The 14,945-nt window shown below is 70.8% G+C and carries 15 protein-coding genes; 8 read left to right on the top strand and 7 right to left on the bottom strand.

The annotated features are described in order from the left end of the window. Positions 1–32: 32 nt before the first annotated feature. The 3 genes from AC5Y5B_RS01950 to AC5Y5B_RS01940 are packed head-to-tail and all read right to left on the bottom strand — an operon-like array spanning position 33 to position 2,360. Positions 33–935, bottom strand: a complete 903-nt coding sequence (locus AC5Y5B_RS01950) for a 1,4-dihydroxy-2-naphthoyl-CoA synthase (RefSeq protein WP_112632259.1) — start codon at positions 933–935, stop codon at positions 33–35. 13 nt (positions 936–948) lie between these two features. Continuing rightward, a complete protein-coding gene (locus AC5Y5B_RS01945; protein ID WP_500003083.1) occupies positions 949–1,404 on the bottom strand; it encodes a nitroreductase family deazaflavin-dependent oxidoreductase in 456 nt (151 codons plus the stop codon). 14 nt (positions 1,405–1,418) lie between these two features. Next, entirely contained in the window at positions 1,419–2,360 is a 942-nt protein-coding gene (locus AC5Y5B_RS01940) for an aldo/keto reductase (protein ID WP_500003079.1), read from the bottom strand. Between the two features lie 86 nt (positions 2,361–2,446). Here AC5Y5B_RS01940 and AC5Y5B_RS01935 point away from each other — a divergent pair, with 86 nt between their 5' ends. Then, positions 2,447–2,986 carry a TetR/AcrR family transcriptional regulator gene (locus AC5Y5B_RS01935; protein WP_500003077.1) on the top strand — a complete coding sequence of 180 codons (540 nt, stop codon included), beginning with the start codon at positions 2,447–2,449 and terminating at the stop codon, positions 2,984–2,986. Positions 2,987–3,055: 69 nt separating this feature from the next. On the opposite strand, the gene fadD8 is transcribed toward AC5Y5B_RS01935, so the two are convergent. Continuing rightward, positions 3,056–4,657 (bottom strand): fatty-acid--CoA ligase FadD8, encoded by a 1,602-nt coding sequence (gene fadD8 / locus AC5Y5B_RS01930; protein WP_500003075.1) that lies wholly within the window; start codon positions 4,655–4,657, stop codon positions 3,056–3,058. Between the two features lie 77 nt (positions 4,658–4,734). Between fadD8 and AC5Y5B_RS01925 the strand changes: the two genes are divergently transcribed. Genes AC5Y5B_RS01925 through AC5Y5B_RS01900 form a run of 6 tightly spaced genes read left to right on the top strand, consistent with a single transcriptional unit; the run spans position 4,735 to position 11,565 of the window. Continuing rightward, positions 4,735–6,339, top strand: coding sequence for an amidohydrolase (locus AC5Y5B_RS01925; protein ID WP_500003073.1), 1,605 nt, complete (start codon positions 4,735–4,737; stop codon positions 6,337–6,339). 59 nt (positions 6,340–6,398) lie between these two features. Then, on the top strand, positions 6,399–7,316 hold the full coding sequence (locus AC5Y5B_RS01920) for an o-succinylbenzoate synthase (protein WP_240631695.1): 918 nt from the start codon (positions 6,399–6,401) through the stop codon (positions 7,314–7,316). Further along, on the top strand, positions 7,313–8,098 hold the full coding sequence (locus tag AC5Y5B_RS01915; RefSeq protein ID WP_112632266.1) for an alpha/beta fold hydrolase: 786 nt from the start codon (positions 7,313–7,315) through the stop codon (positions 8,096–8,098). The genes AC5Y5B_RS01920 and AC5Y5B_RS01915 overlap by 4 nt, the downstream gene beginning before the upstream one ends. A 56-nt stretch (positions 8,099–8,154) precedes the next feature. Continuing rightward, on the top strand, positions 8,155–9,801 hold the full coding sequence (gene menD / locus AC5Y5B_RS01910; RefSeq protein WP_112632267.1) for a 2-succinyl-5-enolpyruvyl-6-hydroxy-3-cyclohexene-1-carboxylic-acid synthase: 1,647 nt from the start codon (positions 8,155–8,157) through the stop codon (positions 9,799–9,801). Further along, positions 9,802–10,359: a DUF3592 domain-containing protein gene (locus tag AC5Y5B_RS01905; RefSeq protein WP_240631687.1), complete on the top strand. Its 558-nt coding sequence runs from the start codon at positions 9,802–9,804 to the stop codon at positions 10,357–10,359. It abuts the gene before it with no gap. Between the two features lie 51 nt (positions 10,360–10,410). Then, entirely contained in the window at positions 10,411–11,565 is a 1,155-nt protein-coding gene (locus tag AC5Y5B_RS01900) for a glycosyltransferase family 4 protein (protein ID WP_500003068.1), read from the top strand. A gap of 7 nt (positions 11,566–11,572) precedes the next feature. On the opposite strand, the gene AC5Y5B_RS01895 is transcribed toward AC5Y5B_RS01900, so the two are convergent. After that, complete coding sequence (locus tag AC5Y5B_RS01895) at positions 11,573–12,397, bottom strand: SDR family oxidoreductase (protein ID WP_112632347.1); 825 nt, start codon at positions 12,395–12,397, stop codon at positions 11,573–11,575. Positions 12,398–12,455: 58 nt separating this feature from the next. Here AC5Y5B_RS01895 and AC5Y5B_RS01890 point away from each other — a divergent pair, with 58 nt between their 5' ends. Continuing rightward, entirely contained in the window at positions 12,456–13,148 is a 693-nt protein-coding gene (locus AC5Y5B_RS01890) for a demethylmenaquinone methyltransferase (RefSeq protein ID WP_500003061.1), read from the top strand. Positions 13,149–13,154: 6 nt separating this feature from the next. Here the strand turns inward: AC5Y5B_RS01890 and AC5Y5B_RS01885 are convergent, their stop codons facing one another. Together AC5Y5B_RS01885 and menJ are read right to left on the bottom strand one after the other, a co-directional pair. Then, complete coding sequence (locus AC5Y5B_RS01885) at positions 13,155–13,571, bottom strand: DUF732 domain-containing protein (protein WP_112632270.1); 417 nt, start codon at positions 13,569–13,571, stop codon at positions 13,155–13,157. Positions 13,572–13,682: 111 nt separating this feature from the next. Next, entirely contained in the window at positions 13,683–14,930 is a 1,248-nt protein-coding gene (menJ, locus tag AC5Y5B_RS01880; protein WP_500003054.1) for a menaquinone reductase MenJ, read from the bottom strand. Positions 14,931–14,945: the final 15 nt, after the last annotated feature.

The raw sequence follows: 14,945 nt of genomic DNA, 5'->3' as shown, positions 1-14,945 counted from the left end.
AGTCTAGGCGGTTGCCCGGCAGGCCCCTCGGCTCAGAAGTAGCGCGGGAACCGGCTCCAGTCCGGGTCGCGCTTTTCCAGGAAGGCGTCGCGGCCCTCGACGGCCTCGTCGGTCATGTAGGCCAGCCGGGTGGCCTCGCCCGCGAACAGCTGCTGGCCCACCAAGCCGTCGTCGAGCAGGTTGAACGCGAACTTCAGCATCCGTTGCGCCTGCGGGGATTTGGCGTTGATCTCGCGCGCCCACTGCACGCCGACGCGTTCGAGCTCGGCGTGGTCGACGACCTCGTTGACCGCACCCATCTGGTGCATCTGCTCGGCGGTGTAGGGGCGGCCGAGGAAGAAGATCTCGCGGGCGAACTTCTGGCCGACCTGACGGGCCAGATATGCGCTGCCGTAGCCGCCGTCGAAGCTGCCTACGTCGGCGTCGGTCTGCTTGAAGCGGGCGTGTTCGCGGCTGGCCAGGGTGAGGTCGCACACCACGTGCAGGCTGTGCCCGCCGCCGGCCGCCCACCCGTTGACCAGGCAGATGACCACCTTGGGCATGAACCGGATCAGCCGCTGGACCTCGAGGATGTGCAGCCGGCCGGCGCGGGCGGTGTCGACGGTGTCGGCGGTCTCGCCGCTGGCGTACTGATAGCCGCTGCGCCCGCGGATGCGCTGATCGCCACCGGAGCAGAACGCCCAGCCGCCGTCCTTGGGCGACGGGCCGTTGCCGGTCAGCAGCACCACGCCGACTCCCGCGGACATCCGGGCGTGGTCGAGCACCCGGTAGAGCTCGTCGACGGTGTGCGGCCGGAACGCGTTGCGCACCTCGGGCCGGTCGAACGCCACCCGCACCGTGGCGTCGTCGACATGCCGGTGATAGGTGATGTCGGTCAGGTCGCCGAACCCGTCGACCGGTCGCCACTGGTGGGCGTCAAAGGGGTTGTCACTCAAGGTCTTCGAACTCCTATGCCGGGTCAAGCCGAAATACCGGACATACGCCGGCCAGCGCCTCGAACTCTTCGGGGCGGCCGTCGGTGACCAGCCCGGAGCGTTTCATGAAGCCGACGCCGGTGGGCACCTCGGTGGGAAACGCCCGCAGGAACGGGCGCGCCGCGTCCGCGGACAGCTCCACCATCCGCACCCGCTCGCGGTGCCGGCCGCGGGCCAGCGTCGCGTATTCGGCGGCGCGGACATTGCGGATCCAATCCGCGCCCGGAAATCCGCCCACCACATAGCGTTTGCCGTCCACGGTCATCGGTGTCACCGGCGTCGACCGGGGCGTCCCGGACTTGCGGCCGGGCACCGTCAACACGACCGGGCTTTCCCCGCCGAAGCTCAGCCCCAGCCGGGAGAGCTGAATGAGCACCTTGTTCGCGGGTTTCAGCCACCAGGGCGGCTTGAGCCCGTCAGCGCTTGCCATGCCTGACACAGTAGTCAGGCGGGCGGCCGCTCCAGGAAGGGTTCGACGCCCTGCGCCCAGGGGTCGGCGCCGGGGGTGGCGACGGCGTCGAGCCGAGCGATCGCCTCGGCGCTCAGTGTGACGCCGGCCGCGGCGATGTTCTCTTCGAGGTGCGCGACGGAGCGGGTCCCGGGAATCAGCAACGTGTTCGGGGCGTGCGCCAGGATCCAGGCCAACCCGACCTGGGCGCCGGTGAGGCCCAACTCGCCGGCGATGTCGGCCACCACCGGGTTGTCGGCGACCTTCGGAAATCCGGGGAAGGCCGAGCCGAGCGGGAAGTAGGGCACCCATGCGATGCCCTCGTCCACGCACAACTCGAGCGTGGCTTCCTGGGAGCGGTCCAGCAGGCTGTAGGCGTTCTGCACGCAGACGATGCCGGCGGGCAGCGCGCGCCGCAGCACGTCCAGCGTCACACTGCTGATCCCGATCGCGCCGATCTTGCCCTCGTCGCGCAGGGCGATCATCTCGGCCAGCTGGTCGTCGAGGTCCACGATCTGGTCGCCCTCGGCGGTCATCCCGATCCCGGCGTCGAGCCGGCGCAGGTTGACCACCGGGACGCGGTCTAGGCCGAGCTGGCGCAGGTCGTCCTCGACGGCGGCGCGCAGCTCGGCGGGCCGTTGTGCCGGAGCCAGCGGGATCGGCTGTTCGCCGGTGTAGCGCGCGCCGACCTTGCTGACGATGACGAGGTCGTCGGGGTAGGGGGCCAGCGCCGCGCGGATCCGGCGGTCCACCTCGCCGGGGCCGTAGAACGACGCGGTGTCGATGTGGTTGACGCCCAGTTCGACCGCGCGACGCAGCACCGCGGCCGCGTCGTCGACCGTTGTCGCCTCGAACAGTTGCATTGCGCCGTAGCCCATGCGGGCGACGGGCGTGGTGCCCAGTGTGCCGATGCCGCCGGGCCGGTGTTGGTCTGTCATGGTGCTCCTGAACGATTTGGTGACACACTGGTGAAAGCGGAGGGGCCTCCGCCTTCCAGCGTAACAGAACCGGAGGAGCCTCCGCTTTGGTCGGACGGTCGGACGCGCGCCGCAATCGCGAACGGCTGCTGGCGGCCGCCACGGCGGCGTTCACCGCGCACGGGGCGTCGGTCCCGCTCGAGTCGATCGCCCGCGACGCGGGGGTGGGGATCGGCACGCTGTATCGCCATTTCCCGAACCGGGAGGCTCTCGTCGAGGCCGTGTACCGCGCCGAGCTCGCCGAGGTGGCCGCGGCCGCCGACCAGCTGCTCGGGCGCCATCCACCCGCGATCGCGCTGCGGCGCTGGATGGACCGCTACGCGAGCTTCGTGGCCGCCAAGCGCGGCATGGCCGAGTCCCTGCAGGCGATCTTCGACTCCGGCGCTCTTGCGCCCAGCCAGACCCGCGACAGCATCGTGGGCGCCGTCGAGTCGCTGTTGCGGGCCGGCGCCGACGACGCGAGCCTGCGCGCCGACGTGCACGCCGACGACGTGGTGTCCAGCCTGATCGGCATCTTCTTGGTCAGCGGGTCACCGGAGCAGACGGGGCGCATGCTCGACCTGCTTGTCGCGGGCGTGACCACGTAGCCGCCGAGTGTGAAGTTACTTTCACGCTCGGGCGCGAGCGTGAAGTTGGGTTCACGCTCGCGAACGAACTCAGCCCACAGAGCGGGCGGCGCCCTCCCAGAACTGCGCGCGCACGGCCTTCTTGTCCGGCTTGCCCAGCGCGGTCACCGGCACCGACTCGACGACGATCACCTGCTTGGGCGACTGCACCGAACCCTTGCGCTCCTTGACCGCGGCCTGGATCTCCGCGGTCACCCGCGCCACCGCCTCGTCGTCGGAGGGATGGTCGGGCCGCAGCACGATCACGGCGGTCACGGCTTCGCCCCACTTCTCGTCGGGCGTTCCGATCACGCACACCTGCGCCACGGCCGGGTGCTCGGCGACCACGTCCTCGACCTCGCGCGGAAACACGTTGAACCCACCGGTGACGATCATGTCCTTGACCCGGTCGACGATGAACCAGAAGCCGTCCTCGTCCTCGCGGGCCATGTCGCCGGTGTGCAGCCAGCCGTCCTTGAACGTCTTGGCCGTCTCCTCCGGCAGGTTCCAGTACCCGCCGGAAAGCAGCGGCCCGGACACGCAGATCTCGCCGACCTCGCCCTGCGGCACCCGGTTACCGTCGGCGTCCAACAGCGCCGTGCGGGCGAACAGGGTGGGCCGCCCACACGAGGTGAGCCGCTTCTCGTCGTGGTCCTTCTTGGCCAGGTACGAGATCACCATCGGGGCTTCGGACTGCCCGTAGTACTGGGCGAAGATCGGCCCGAAGCGACGGATGGCCTCGGCCAGCCGCACCGGGTTCATCGCGGAGGCGCCGTAGTAGACCGTCTCGAGCGAGGAGAGGTCACGGGTGTGCGAATCCGGATGGTCCATCAGCGCGTAGATCATCGACGGCACCAGCATGGTCGCGGTGATCTTCTGCTCCTCGATCACCCGCAGCACCTCGGCCGGGTCGAACTTGGTGAGCACCACCAGCTCGCCGCCCTTGATGATGGTCGGCACGAAGAACGCCGCCCCGGCGTGCGACAGCGGGGTGCACATCAGGAAGCGCGGGTTCTCCGGCCACTCCCATTCGGCGAGCTGGATCGTGGTCATCGTCGTGATCGACTGCGCGGTGCCCAGTACGCCCTTGGGCTTACCGGTGGTGCCGCCGGTGTAGGCCATCCCGCCGATGTGATCGGGCGGAAGGTCGGCCGCCACCAACGGCTTTGGCGAAAACTTCGCGGCCTCGGCCACCAGGTCCACCGCGGAATCGCCCAGCTCTTCGGGGACCGGGCCGATGGTCAGGACCTGCTTGAGGCCGGGCACCTTCTCCAGCAAGCCCAGCGCGCGCTCGACGAACATCGGGTTGGGGTCGATGATCAGTGACGTCACGCCGGCGTCGCCCAGCACGTACGCGTGGTCGTCCAGAGAGCCGAGGGGGTGCAACGCCACGCGCCGGTATCCCTGGGTCTGTCCGGCGCCGATGATCATCAGGACCTCGGGCCGGTTCAACGACAGCAACCCCACGGTGGCGCCGGTGCCCGCACCGAGCGCCTCGAACGCCTGAATGTATTGGCTGATCCGCTCGGCGAGCTGACCACCGGTCAGCGTGGTGTCACCGAGATACAACACCGGCTTGTCCTTGTTGCGCTTGAGCGCACCGACGGTCAGGTGTCCGGAATGAATGGGATGGCGCAACAGATCGTCACTCATACGGCCAGACTAGAACGTGTTGCAATTTGGGTCAGCCGCACCCTCGATGACCCCGCGGATCACTACGATCCCTACCCATGGGGCAGGCAGATCTCGTCGTCACCGGAACCATCCTGACCGTCGACGAGGCGCGGCCCACCGCCGAGGGGCTCGCCGTCGCCGACGGCAGGATCGTCGCCGTCGGGACCCGCGCTGAGGTCGCCGAATTCGCCGGCCCCGACACCCAGACCGTCGACGCCGGTGACGGCTGCGTGATGCCGGGTTTCGTTGAGGCACACGGGCATCCGTTGATGGAGGCGGTCGCGCTGTCGGACCGCATCGTCGACATCCGCCCCGTCACCATGCGCGGCGCCGACGCCGTCGTCGCGGCGATCCACGCCGAGGTCGCCCGCCGCGGCTCCGACGGCGCCTTCCTCAACGGCTGGGATCCGCTGCTGCAGAACGGCCTTCCCGAACCCACGCTGGGCTGGCTCGACGGCATCGCACCGGACACCCCGCTGGTCATCCTGCACAACTCCGGGCACAAGGCCTTTTTCAACTCCCGCGCCGCCAAGCTGCACGGGCTGAGCCGCGACACCCCCGACCCCAAGGGCGCGCGATACGGCCGCGACGCGAACGGCGAGCTCGACGGCACCGCCGAGGAGACCGGCGCGGTGTTCCCGCTGCTGGGCGGGGCCATCGACTTCGCCGACTATCCGCGGATGCTGCTCGCCGAGTGCGCCCGGCTCAACCGGGCCGGCCTGACCACCTGTTCGGAGATGGCGTTCGACCCGAACTTCCGGCCGGTGGTCGAGCAGCTGCGCGACCGGCTCACGGTGCGGCTGCGCACCTACGAGATCTCCAACCCGCAGATGTCGACGGCCGCCACGCCCGGGCAAGGCGACGACATGCTGCGCCAGGTCGGCATCAAGATCTGGGTCGACGGCTCGCCGTGGATCGGCAACATCGACCTGTCGTTTCCGTATCTGGACACCGAGGCCACCCGGATCATCGGCGTCGCGCCGGGTTCGTGCGGCTGCGCCAACTACACCGCCGACCAGCTGCGCGAAATCGTCGGCGCGTACTTCCCGCTGGGTTGGCCGATGGCCTGCCACGTGCAGGGCGACGCCGGTGTGGACACCATCCTCGACGTGTACGAGGAGGCGTTGCGCCGCCACCCGCGCGACGACCACCGGCTGCGCCTCGAGCACGTCGGCGGCATCCGCCCCGAGCAGCTGCGCCGCGCCCATGACCTCGGGGTGACCTGCAGCATCTTCGTCGACCAGATCCATTACTGGGGCGACGTCATCGTCGACGGCCTCTTCGGCGAGGAGCACGGAACCCGTTGGATGCCAGCGGGATCCGCGGTGGCCACCGGGATGCGCATCTCGCTGCACAACGACCCGCCCGTCACGCCCGAGGAGCCGCTGCGCAACATCAGCGTGGCCGTGACCCGCACGGCGCCGAGCGGCCGGGTGCTCGGACCCGAGGAACGCCTGACGGTCGACCAGGCGATCCGCGCCCAGACCATCGACGCGGCCTGGCAGCTGTTCTCCGACGACGTGATCGGCTCGCTGGAGGTCGGCAAGTACGCCGACCTGGTGGTCCTTTCGGCCGATCCGCGCGCGGTGCCGCCCGAGCAGATCGCCGACCTCGAGGTGCGGGCGACGTATCTGGCGGGCCGCAGGGTCTACAGCGCGTGACGCCGCGCCCGCCCCGGCTGGAAGACCTGCTGGACCGCCTGCATGTGGTGGCCCTTCCCATGCGGGTGCGGTTTCGCGGCATCACCACCCGCGAGGTCGCGCTGATCGACGGCCCGGCGGGCTGGGGCGAGTTCGGTGCGTTCCTCGAATACGAGCCGCGCGAGGCCGCGCACTGGCTGGCCTCCGGGATCGAGTCCGCGTATCGCGGCCCGCCGCCCACCCGCCGCGACCGCGTGCCGATCAACGCGACCGTGCCGGCCGTGCCCGCGGCCGCCGTTGTCGAGGTGCTGGCCCGCTTCCCCGGGGCCGGCACGGCCAAGGTCAAGGTCGCCGAGCCGGGACAGACGCTGGCCGACGACGTCGCCCGGGTCAACGCCGTGCGCGAACTGGTGCCGACCGTGCGGGTGGACGCCAACGGCGGCTGGAGCGTCGAGGAGGCGCAGGCCGCCGCGGCGGCGCTGAGCGCCGACGGCCCGCTGGAGTACCTCGAACAACCCTGCGCGACGGTCGCCGAACTCGCGGCGCTGCGCCGCCGCGTCGAGGTGCCGATCGCCGCCGACGAGAGCATCCGCAAGGCCGACGACCCGCTGGCCGTGGTCCGCGCCGGCGCCGCGGACATCGCGGTGCTCAAAGTCGCTCCGCTGGGCGGGATTTCGGCCATGCTGGCGATCGCCGCGCAGATCGACATCCCGGTGGTGGTCTCCAGCGCGCTGGATTCGGCGGTGGGCATCGCCGCGGGCCTGACCGCCGCGGCGGCCCTGCCGCGGCTTCGTCACGCCTGCGGGCTGGGCACCGGCGGGCTGTTCGTCGACGACGTCGCCGAGACCGCCGGGCCCGTCGACGGGGCCCTGCCGGTGGGGCCGGTCACGCCCGATCCGGCGCGCCTGCACGCGCTGCGGGCGGCGCCGGAGCGGCGGCAGTGGTGGATCGACCGGGTCAAGGCCTGCCATCAGTTGCTTGTACCGTCGTCCGGGTGATCAACCTGGCTTACGACGACCGCGGCTCCGGTGAGCCCGTGGTCTTTATCGCCGGCCACGGCGGCGCCGGACGAACCTGGCACCCCTATCAAGTCCCCGCGTTCCTGGCGGCCGGATACCGCGTCATCACCTTCGACAACCGCGGGATCGGCGCCACCGAGAACGCGGAGGGCTTCTCGACGAAGACGATGGTCGACGACACCGCGGCGTTGATCGAAGGCCTGAACGCGGCCCCGGCACGCATCGTCGGGATGTCGATGGGCGCGTTCATCACCCAGGAGCTCATGCTGGCCCGGCCCGAGCTGGTCAGCTCGGCGGTGCTGATGGGCACCCGCGGCCGGATGGACCGGGCCCGGCAGTTCTTCCGTGACGCCGAGGCCGAACTGGCCGACGCCGGCGTCGCGCTGCCGGCCGCCTACGAGGCGAAAATCCGCCTGCTGGAAAACTTTTCCCGCAAGACGCTCAACGACGACACGGCGGTCGCGGACTGGATCGCCATGTTCTCCACCTGGCCCGTCAAGTCCACCCCGGGCATGCGGGCCCAGCTCGATGTCGCGCCGTACACCAGCCGGCTGACCGCCTACCGCAGCATCGCGACGCCGGTGCTGGTGATCGGCTTCTCCGACGACGTGCTCACCCCGCCGTACCTGGGCCGCGAGGTCGCCGACGCGCTGCCCAACGGCCGCTACGTGCAGATCCCCGACACCGGCCATCTCGGCTTCTTCGAGCGGCCCGACGCCGTCAACGCCGCGATGCTCAAGTTCTTCGCCGAGCAGAGGTAGGCGCCCAGCAACTCCGCGTTGGGCGCGTGCTCCAGGTGCTATGACACCCTGTAGGAGTGAACCCCTCGACGACACAGGCTCGCGTCGTCGTTGACGAGCTGATTCGCGGCGGCGTCCGCGACGTCGTGCTCTGCCCCGGTTCGCGCAACGCCCCGCTGGCCTTCGCGTTGCAGGACGCCGACCGGGCCGGCCGGGTCCGCCTGCACGTCCGCATCGACGAGCGCACCGCCGGCTACCTGGCGATCGGACTGGCCATCGCCGCCGGCGCGCCGGTGTGCGTCGCCATGACGTCCGGCACCGCCGTCGCCAACCTCGGCCCGGCGGTGATCGAGGCCAACTACGCCCGGGTCCCGCTGATCGTGCTGTCGGCCAACCGGCCCTACGAGCTGCTGGGCACCGGGGCCAACCAGACCATGGAGCAGCTGGGCTACTTCGGCACCCAGGTGCGGGCCACCATCAGCCTGGGCCTGGCCGAAGACGCCCCCGAGCGGCTGGATTCGCTCAACGCCACCTGGCGATCGGCCACCTGCCGGGTGCTGACGGCCGCCACCGGGTCCCGCACCGCCAACGCCGGGCCCGTGCAGTTCGACATCCCGCTGCGCGAGCCCCTGGTGCCCGACCCCGAACCCCAAGGGACGACACCGCAGGGGCGCCCCGGCGGCCGGCCGTGGACCTACACCCCGCCGGTCACCTTCGACCAGCCGCTGGACATCGACCTGTCGCCCGACACGGTCGTCATCGCGGGGCACGGTGCGGGCGCGCAGCCCAACCTCGCGCAGCTGCCGACGGTCGCCGAGCCGACCGCGCCCGCCCCGGCTAACCCGCTGCACCCCCTGGCGCTGCCGTTGCTGCGGCCCAAGCAGGTGATCATGCTCGGCCGGCCCACCCTGCACCGGCCGGTGTCGGCGTTGCTGGCCGACCCGAAGGTGCCGGTGTTCGCGCTGACCACCGGGCCGCGCTGGCCGGACGTCTCGGGAAATTCGCAGGCCACCGGGACGCGGGCGGTCACCACCGGCGCGCCAAGCCCGGCCTGGCTGGACCGCTGCGCGCAGATCAACCGGCACGCCCTGGCCGCCGTCCGCGGCCAGCTCGCGGCGCACCCGCTGACCACCGGCCTGCACGTCGCCGCGGCCGTGGCCGACGCGTTGGCGCCGGGCGATCAGCTGGTCCTCGGGGCGTCCAACCCGGTCCGCGACGCCGCGCTGGTCGGCCTGGACACCCACGGCATCCGGGTGCGGTCCAACCGCGGCGTCGCCGGCATCGACGGCACGGTCTCCACGGCGATCGGCGCGGCTCTCGCCCACGAGCGGGAGGGTGGGCCGGACGGCCCGGCGCGCACGGTCGCGCTGATCGGCGACCTGACCTTCGTGCACGACAGCTCCGGCCTGCTGATCGGGCCCACCGAGCCCACGCCGCGCCACCTGACGATCGTGGTCTCCAACGACAACGGCGGGGGCATCTTCGAACTGCTCGAGCAGGGTGACCCGCGATTCTCCGACGTGTCCTCACGGGTTTTCGGAACCCCGCACGACGTCGACGTGGGCGCGCTGTGTCGCGCCTATCACGTCGAGAGCCGCCAGATCGAGGTCGGCGACCTGCCGGCGGCCCTCGACGAACCCGGACCGGGGATGCGGGTGCTGGAGGTCAAGGCCGACCGGTCGTCGCTGCGGCAACTGCACGCCGCCATCAAGGCCGCGCTGTAGATGGCGATACCTCCAAAGGTGCTGCTGCGCATACTGATTCATGGGCGCAGTGATGAGCCGCCGAAAACACGCGCCCGGATTGTGTTGCGGTGGGCCCGGATCGCGGTGCTGATCGTCATCGGCCTGGTCACCTTGCAGTCGCTGTTGCTGGTGGCCGGCGCCTGGCGCGACGACCTTGCGATCACCCACAACATGGGCGTCGCGCAGGCCGAGGTGCTCAGCGCCGGGCCGCGGCGCTCCACCATCGAATTCGTCACCCCCGAGCGGGTCACCTATCGACCCGAGCTCGGTGTGCTCTATCCGTCCCATCTGGCCACCGGGATGCGGATTTACGTCGAGTACAACAAGAACGATCCGAACCTGGTGCGCGTGCAACACCGCAATGCCGGACTGGCGATCATCCCGGCCGGCTCCATCGCGGTGGTGGGCTGGCTGGCCGCGGCCGCAATCCTGGTCGCGCTGGCGCTGCTGGACAAGCGGCTCGACCGGCGCGACGCGCCCCGTGATCAACCGCACAGCCCGGTCGCCGACGGTGCCGGACCTGCAAATTTCGCGTGACGTATGCCCCCAGGCAACCTTGTCGACAGTCGATGCTGACACGGTAGTGATGTGCGCGTTGCCATCGTCGCGGAATCCTTCCTCCCCGAGGTCAACGGTGTCAGCAACTCGGTGATCCGGGTGCTCGAGCATCTGCGCCGGACGGGTCACGAAGCCCTCGTCATCGCCCCCGACACGCCCCCGGGCCGGCCCCCGGCCGACCGCATCTACGACGGCATCCGCGTCCACCGCGTGCCGTCGCGGATGTTCCCGAAGGTGACCAGCCTGCCGCTCGGGGTGCCCACCCCACGGCTGGTGAAGGTGTTGCGTGGATTCGATCCGCACGTGGTGCACCTGGCGTCCCCGGCGCTGCTGGGTTACGGCGGGCTGCGCGCGGCGCGGTGGCTCGGGGTGCCGACGGTGGCGGTGTATCAGACCGACGTGCCGGGCTTCGCGGCGAGCTACGGCATCCCGATGACCGCGCGGGCCGCGCGGGCCTGGTTCCGGCACCTGCACGGCCTTGCCGACCGCACCCTGGCGCCGTCCAGTGTGACGATGGAAGCGCTTGTCGCGCATCGCTTTCCACGTGTGCACCGGTGGGCGCGCGGTGTCGACGTGCTGCGGTTCGCGCCGTCCGCGCGCAGCGAGGCGCTCCGCCAGCACTGGTCGCCGCGGGGCAAGCCCATCGTCGGATTCGTGGGCCGGCTCGCGCCGGAGAAACACGTCGAGCGCCTGGCCGGGCTGGCCGCCAACGACGCGGTTCAGCTGGTCATCGTCGGCGATGGTGTCGACCGCGCGAAGCTGCAATCGGCAATGCCGACAGCGGTTTTCACGGGTGCGCTCTACGGCGACGAACTCGCCGCGGCGTACGCCAGCATGGACGTGTTCGTGCATCCCGGTGAGCACGAGACGTTTTGTCAGGTCGTGCAAGAAGCGCTGGCGTCGGGGTTGCCGGTGATCGCCCCCGACGCCGGCGGCCCACGTGACCTCGTCACCCCGTGGCGTACCGGTCTGTTGTTGGCCGTCAACGAGTTCGAGCCCCGGTTGCCCGACGCGGTCGCACACCTGATCGCCGAGCGGCCGCGCTACGCCCGGGCCGCCCGGCGCACCGTGGTCGGCCGGAGCTGGCCGGTCATCTGCGACGAGCTCCTCGGCCACTACGAGGCGGTGCTGTCACCGTTTGCCCGGCGCCAGTTGCTGTCCACCCGTCACGCGCAGGGGGAGTAGCGCGCGGCTAGCCCTGCGCCAGCTCCGCGACGGGCTGCCATTCCTCCCAGTTGCGCAGCCGGCTCTCGTAGTCGGCCTTGGCGGTTTCCAACGGGGAAGCGCCGAAAAAGACTCGCAGCGGCGGCTTTTCGGCGTCGACCACCTTGAGCAGGGCGGCCGCGGACGCCGACGGGTCACCCGGGCTGGCCCACCGGCGGCTGCGCTCGGCCTGCACGGCGGCGCGGACGTCGTCGTAGGCCGCAATCGGATCGGCGTGCTTGGCTGAGTCCCCGGCCCAGTCGGTGTCGAAACCGCCCGGCTCGATCAGCGTGACGTGTACACCGAACGGCGCAACCTCCTGGGCCAGCGCCTGCGAGAAGCCCTCCAGCGCCCACTTCGACGCGTGGTACATGCCGACCAACGGGAAGGCGGTGATGCCCCCGATCGAGGACACCTGGATGATGTGGCCGCTGCGCTGCTCGCGCAGATACGGCAATGCCGCCTGCGTGATCCACAGCGCCCCAAACACATTGGTTTCGATCTGATCGCGGGCGTCCTGCTCGGAAAGCTCCTCGACGAACCCGAATTGGCCGTAGCCGGCATTGTTCACCACGATGTCGAGGCGGCCGAAGTGGTCGTGCGCTCCCTTGACCGCCGCGAAGTCCGCCGCCCGGTCGGTCACGTCCAGCCGGATCGGCAGCAGCGCGTCGCCGTACTTGCGCGCCAGGTCGTCCAGCGCGGCGGTGTTGCGCGCGGTGGCGGCGACCTTGTCGCCGCGCTCGAGCGCCGCGATCGTCCACGCCCGTCCAAAACCCCGCGATGTCCCGGTGATAAACCACACTTTTTCTGTCACGCCCCCCATACAACGCCGGCGGCGTCACCTCATTCCCCGAGCAGGTAGCGTCTCTCTGGTGAGTCGCGCGGAGCTGGACAAGGACCCCCGGGACGTCGCGTCGATGTTCGACGGCGTCGCGCGCCGGTACGACCTGACCAACACCGTGCTGTCGATGGGCCAGGACCGGTACTGGCGCAAGGCCACCCGGACGGCGCTGGCCATCGGCGCCGGCCAGAAGGTGCTGGACCTCGCCGCGGGCACCGCGGTCTCCACCGTGGAGCTTCAGAAGTCCGGGGCGTGGTGTGTGGCCGCCGATTTCTCGGTCGGCATGCTGGCGGCCGGGGCCGCGCGCCACGTGCCGAAGGTCGCCGGCGACGCCACCAGGCTGCCGTTCGGCGACGACGTATTCGACGCCGTGACAATCAGTTTCGGGCTGCGCAACGTCGTCGACACCCAGGCCGCGCTGCGCGAGATGGCCCGCGTCACGCGTCCGGGCGGGCGGTTGGTGGTGTGCGAGTTCTCCACGCCCACCAATGGGCTGTTCGCGACCGTGTACAAGGAGTACCTGATGCGCGCGCTGCCGCGGGTGGCCCGGGCGGTGTCGAGCAATCCCGACGCGTACGTGTATCTCGCGGAGTCGATTCGGGCGTGGCCGGATCAGGCGGGGTTGGCGCAGCAGATCGCCCGGGCCGGCTGGTCGGGGGTGCGCTGGCGCAATCTGACCGGCGGCATCGTCGCGCTACACGCCGGCTACAAGCCGGTGGGCTGAAAAGTCCTAGTGATTGCCGGCGGCCTGCACGAAGCCGACCTGGTCGGGGCAGTAGTGATCGACCGCGGCACCGAGGAACTGGAACGCCTGGCCCTGAGTGGTGCCGCGGGGCAGGTTGCGCTGGATGAACGTGGCCGACTTGTACGCGTCGCCGTCCACGCCCCTGCCGATGCGCTCGCAGGTGATCTTGCCCAGCCACGCCAACTGGTCCTGCGGCTGGTAGATGCCGAAGCCGTTGACGGTGTTCTTGAACGGCGCGTCGTAGTCGCTCGGGGGCGACGGTGTGCGCGGTGTCGGGTATGGCGCCGTCGGCGGCGGGTCGGCCTGCGCGGGCGCGGAAAGCTGCGCCGGCCCGGCCAGCGCGATAGCAGCAGCAGCGGCGGCGGCAGCGGCTCCGATAGTAGCCAGCCTCGTTCCCTTCATTAGCTGGACTATACACGCCTCGCTGCGGGTGCGCGGACGAAAGTCAATCGCCGATCGCCGCCCCGGCGCACCGCGGCCAGGCCGCCGACCAGCGGCGATACGCACCCTCGGTCAGCTGAACGGGGTGCGGCGGTCGAGCAGCCGCGACAGCCGCCCGCCGCCGCGCCAGGCGCGGGCCACCCAGTCCGCGTCGTCGTCGGTGACCAGGTTGGCCATCACCCGCACGGCGATGGTCATCAGCGTCGTCGAGCGCATGGCGATCGGCCCGGTCGACGGCAGAAACCGCCGAAACGTCAGCAGCAGCGCCAGCCGGCGCGCGACGGAGAAGCCGCGACCGTAGTGCTGCTGCAGCAGCGACGGCCACACCTGCGACAGGTCGGCGCACTCCAGCAGCGCCGCCGCCAACCGCCCGGTCTCGAGCCCGTAGTCGATGCCTTCGCCGTTGAGCGGGTTGACGCAGGCCGCGGCGTCACCGATGAGCATCCAGTTGGCACCGGCGACCCCCGACACCGCGCCGCCCATCGGCAGCAGCGCCGAGGCCACCGCGCGGGGCCGGCCGGTGAATCCCCACTCGTCGCGGCGCAGGTCGGTGTAGTAGTCGATCAGCGGACGCAGCGCCAGGTCGGCGGGCCGTTTCGACGTCGACAACGCGCCGACGCCGATGTTCACCTCGCCGTTGCCCAGCGGGAAGATCCAGCCATAGCCCGGCAGCACGGTGTCCTTGGCGCCGTCGGGTCCACGCAGTTCCAGATGCGACGTCAGCCAGGGGTCGTCGGCGCGCGCGGTGGTCAGATACCCCCGGGCGGCGACGCCGTACACCGTGTCCTGGTGCCAGCGTCGGCCGAGCTTGCGGCCCAGCGGCGACCGGGCCCCGTCGGCCACGATCAGCTGCCCGCAGCCCACCTCGGTGCCGTCGGCCAGCGTCACCGACGTCGCGCGGCCTGACGAATCATGTTGTGCGGCAACAACCTTGGTCCCAAGCAGCATCCGCGCCCCGGAGTCTTCGGCGACTTTGCGGATGCGGTCGTCCAGCTCGAAGCGGGCCACCGCGCTGCCGGTCGACGGGAACGACGGACCCGGCCAGTCGACTTCCACCTCGCCGCCGAACCCGCTCATCCGCAGCCCCCGATGCCGGATCCGGGTGTCCAGCCAGTCCCGCAGCCCCAGGCGTTCCAGCTCGGCGACCGCGCGCGGGGTCAGCCCGTCGCCGCAGGCCTTGTCGCGGGGAAAGCTCGCCGCATCGACGACCAGCACCTCATAGCCCGCGCGGGCGGCCCACGCCGCCGCCGCCGACCCGGCGGGCCCTGCGCCCACGACCACCACTTGGGCCTTGAGGCCTCGGGTCGCTCCCGTCTTCATGCACACCAGTATGTT

Source organism: Mycobacterium sp. NGS33 (genome assembly GCF_059812885.1).
Note: the sequence above shows the minus strand (reverse complement) of the source record. Positions and strands in the feature narration are given on the sequence as shown.

Bases quoted from the DNA above. Each gene is read 5' to 3' on its own strand.
- AC5Y5B_RS01940 (WP_500003079.1), bottom strand. From the start codon at position 2,360: ATGACAGACCAACACCGGCCCGGCGGCATCGGCACACTGGGCACCACG.
- AC5Y5B_RS01925 (WP_500003073.1), top strand. From the start codon at position 4,735: ATGGGGCAGGCAGATCTCGTCGTCACCGGAACCATCCTGACCGTCGAC.
- AC5Y5B_RS01920 (WP_240631695.1), top strand. From the start codon at position 6,399: ATGCGGGTGCGGTTTCGCGGCATCACCACCCGCGAGGTCGCGCTGATC.
- AC5Y5B_RS01885 (WP_112632270.1), bottom strand. From the start codon at position 13,571: ATGAAGGGAACGAGGCTGGCTACTATCGGAGCCGCTGCCGCCGCCGCT.
- AC5Y5B_RS01905 (WP_240631687.1), top strand. From the start codon at position 9,802: ATGGCGATACCTCCAAAGGTGCTGCTGCGCATACTGATTCATGGGCGC.
- AC5Y5B_RS01945 (WP_500003083.1), bottom strand. From the start codon at position 1,404: ATGGCAAGCGCTGACGGGCTCAAGCCGCCCTGGTGGCTGAAACCCGCG.
- menJ (WP_500003054.1), bottom strand. From the start codon at position 14,930: ATGAAGACGGGAGCGACCCGAGGCCTCAAGGCCCAAGTGGTGGTCGTG.
- fadD8 (WP_500003075.1), bottom strand. From the start codon at position 4,657: ATGAGTGACGATCTGTTGCGCCATCCCATTCATTCCGGACACCTGACC.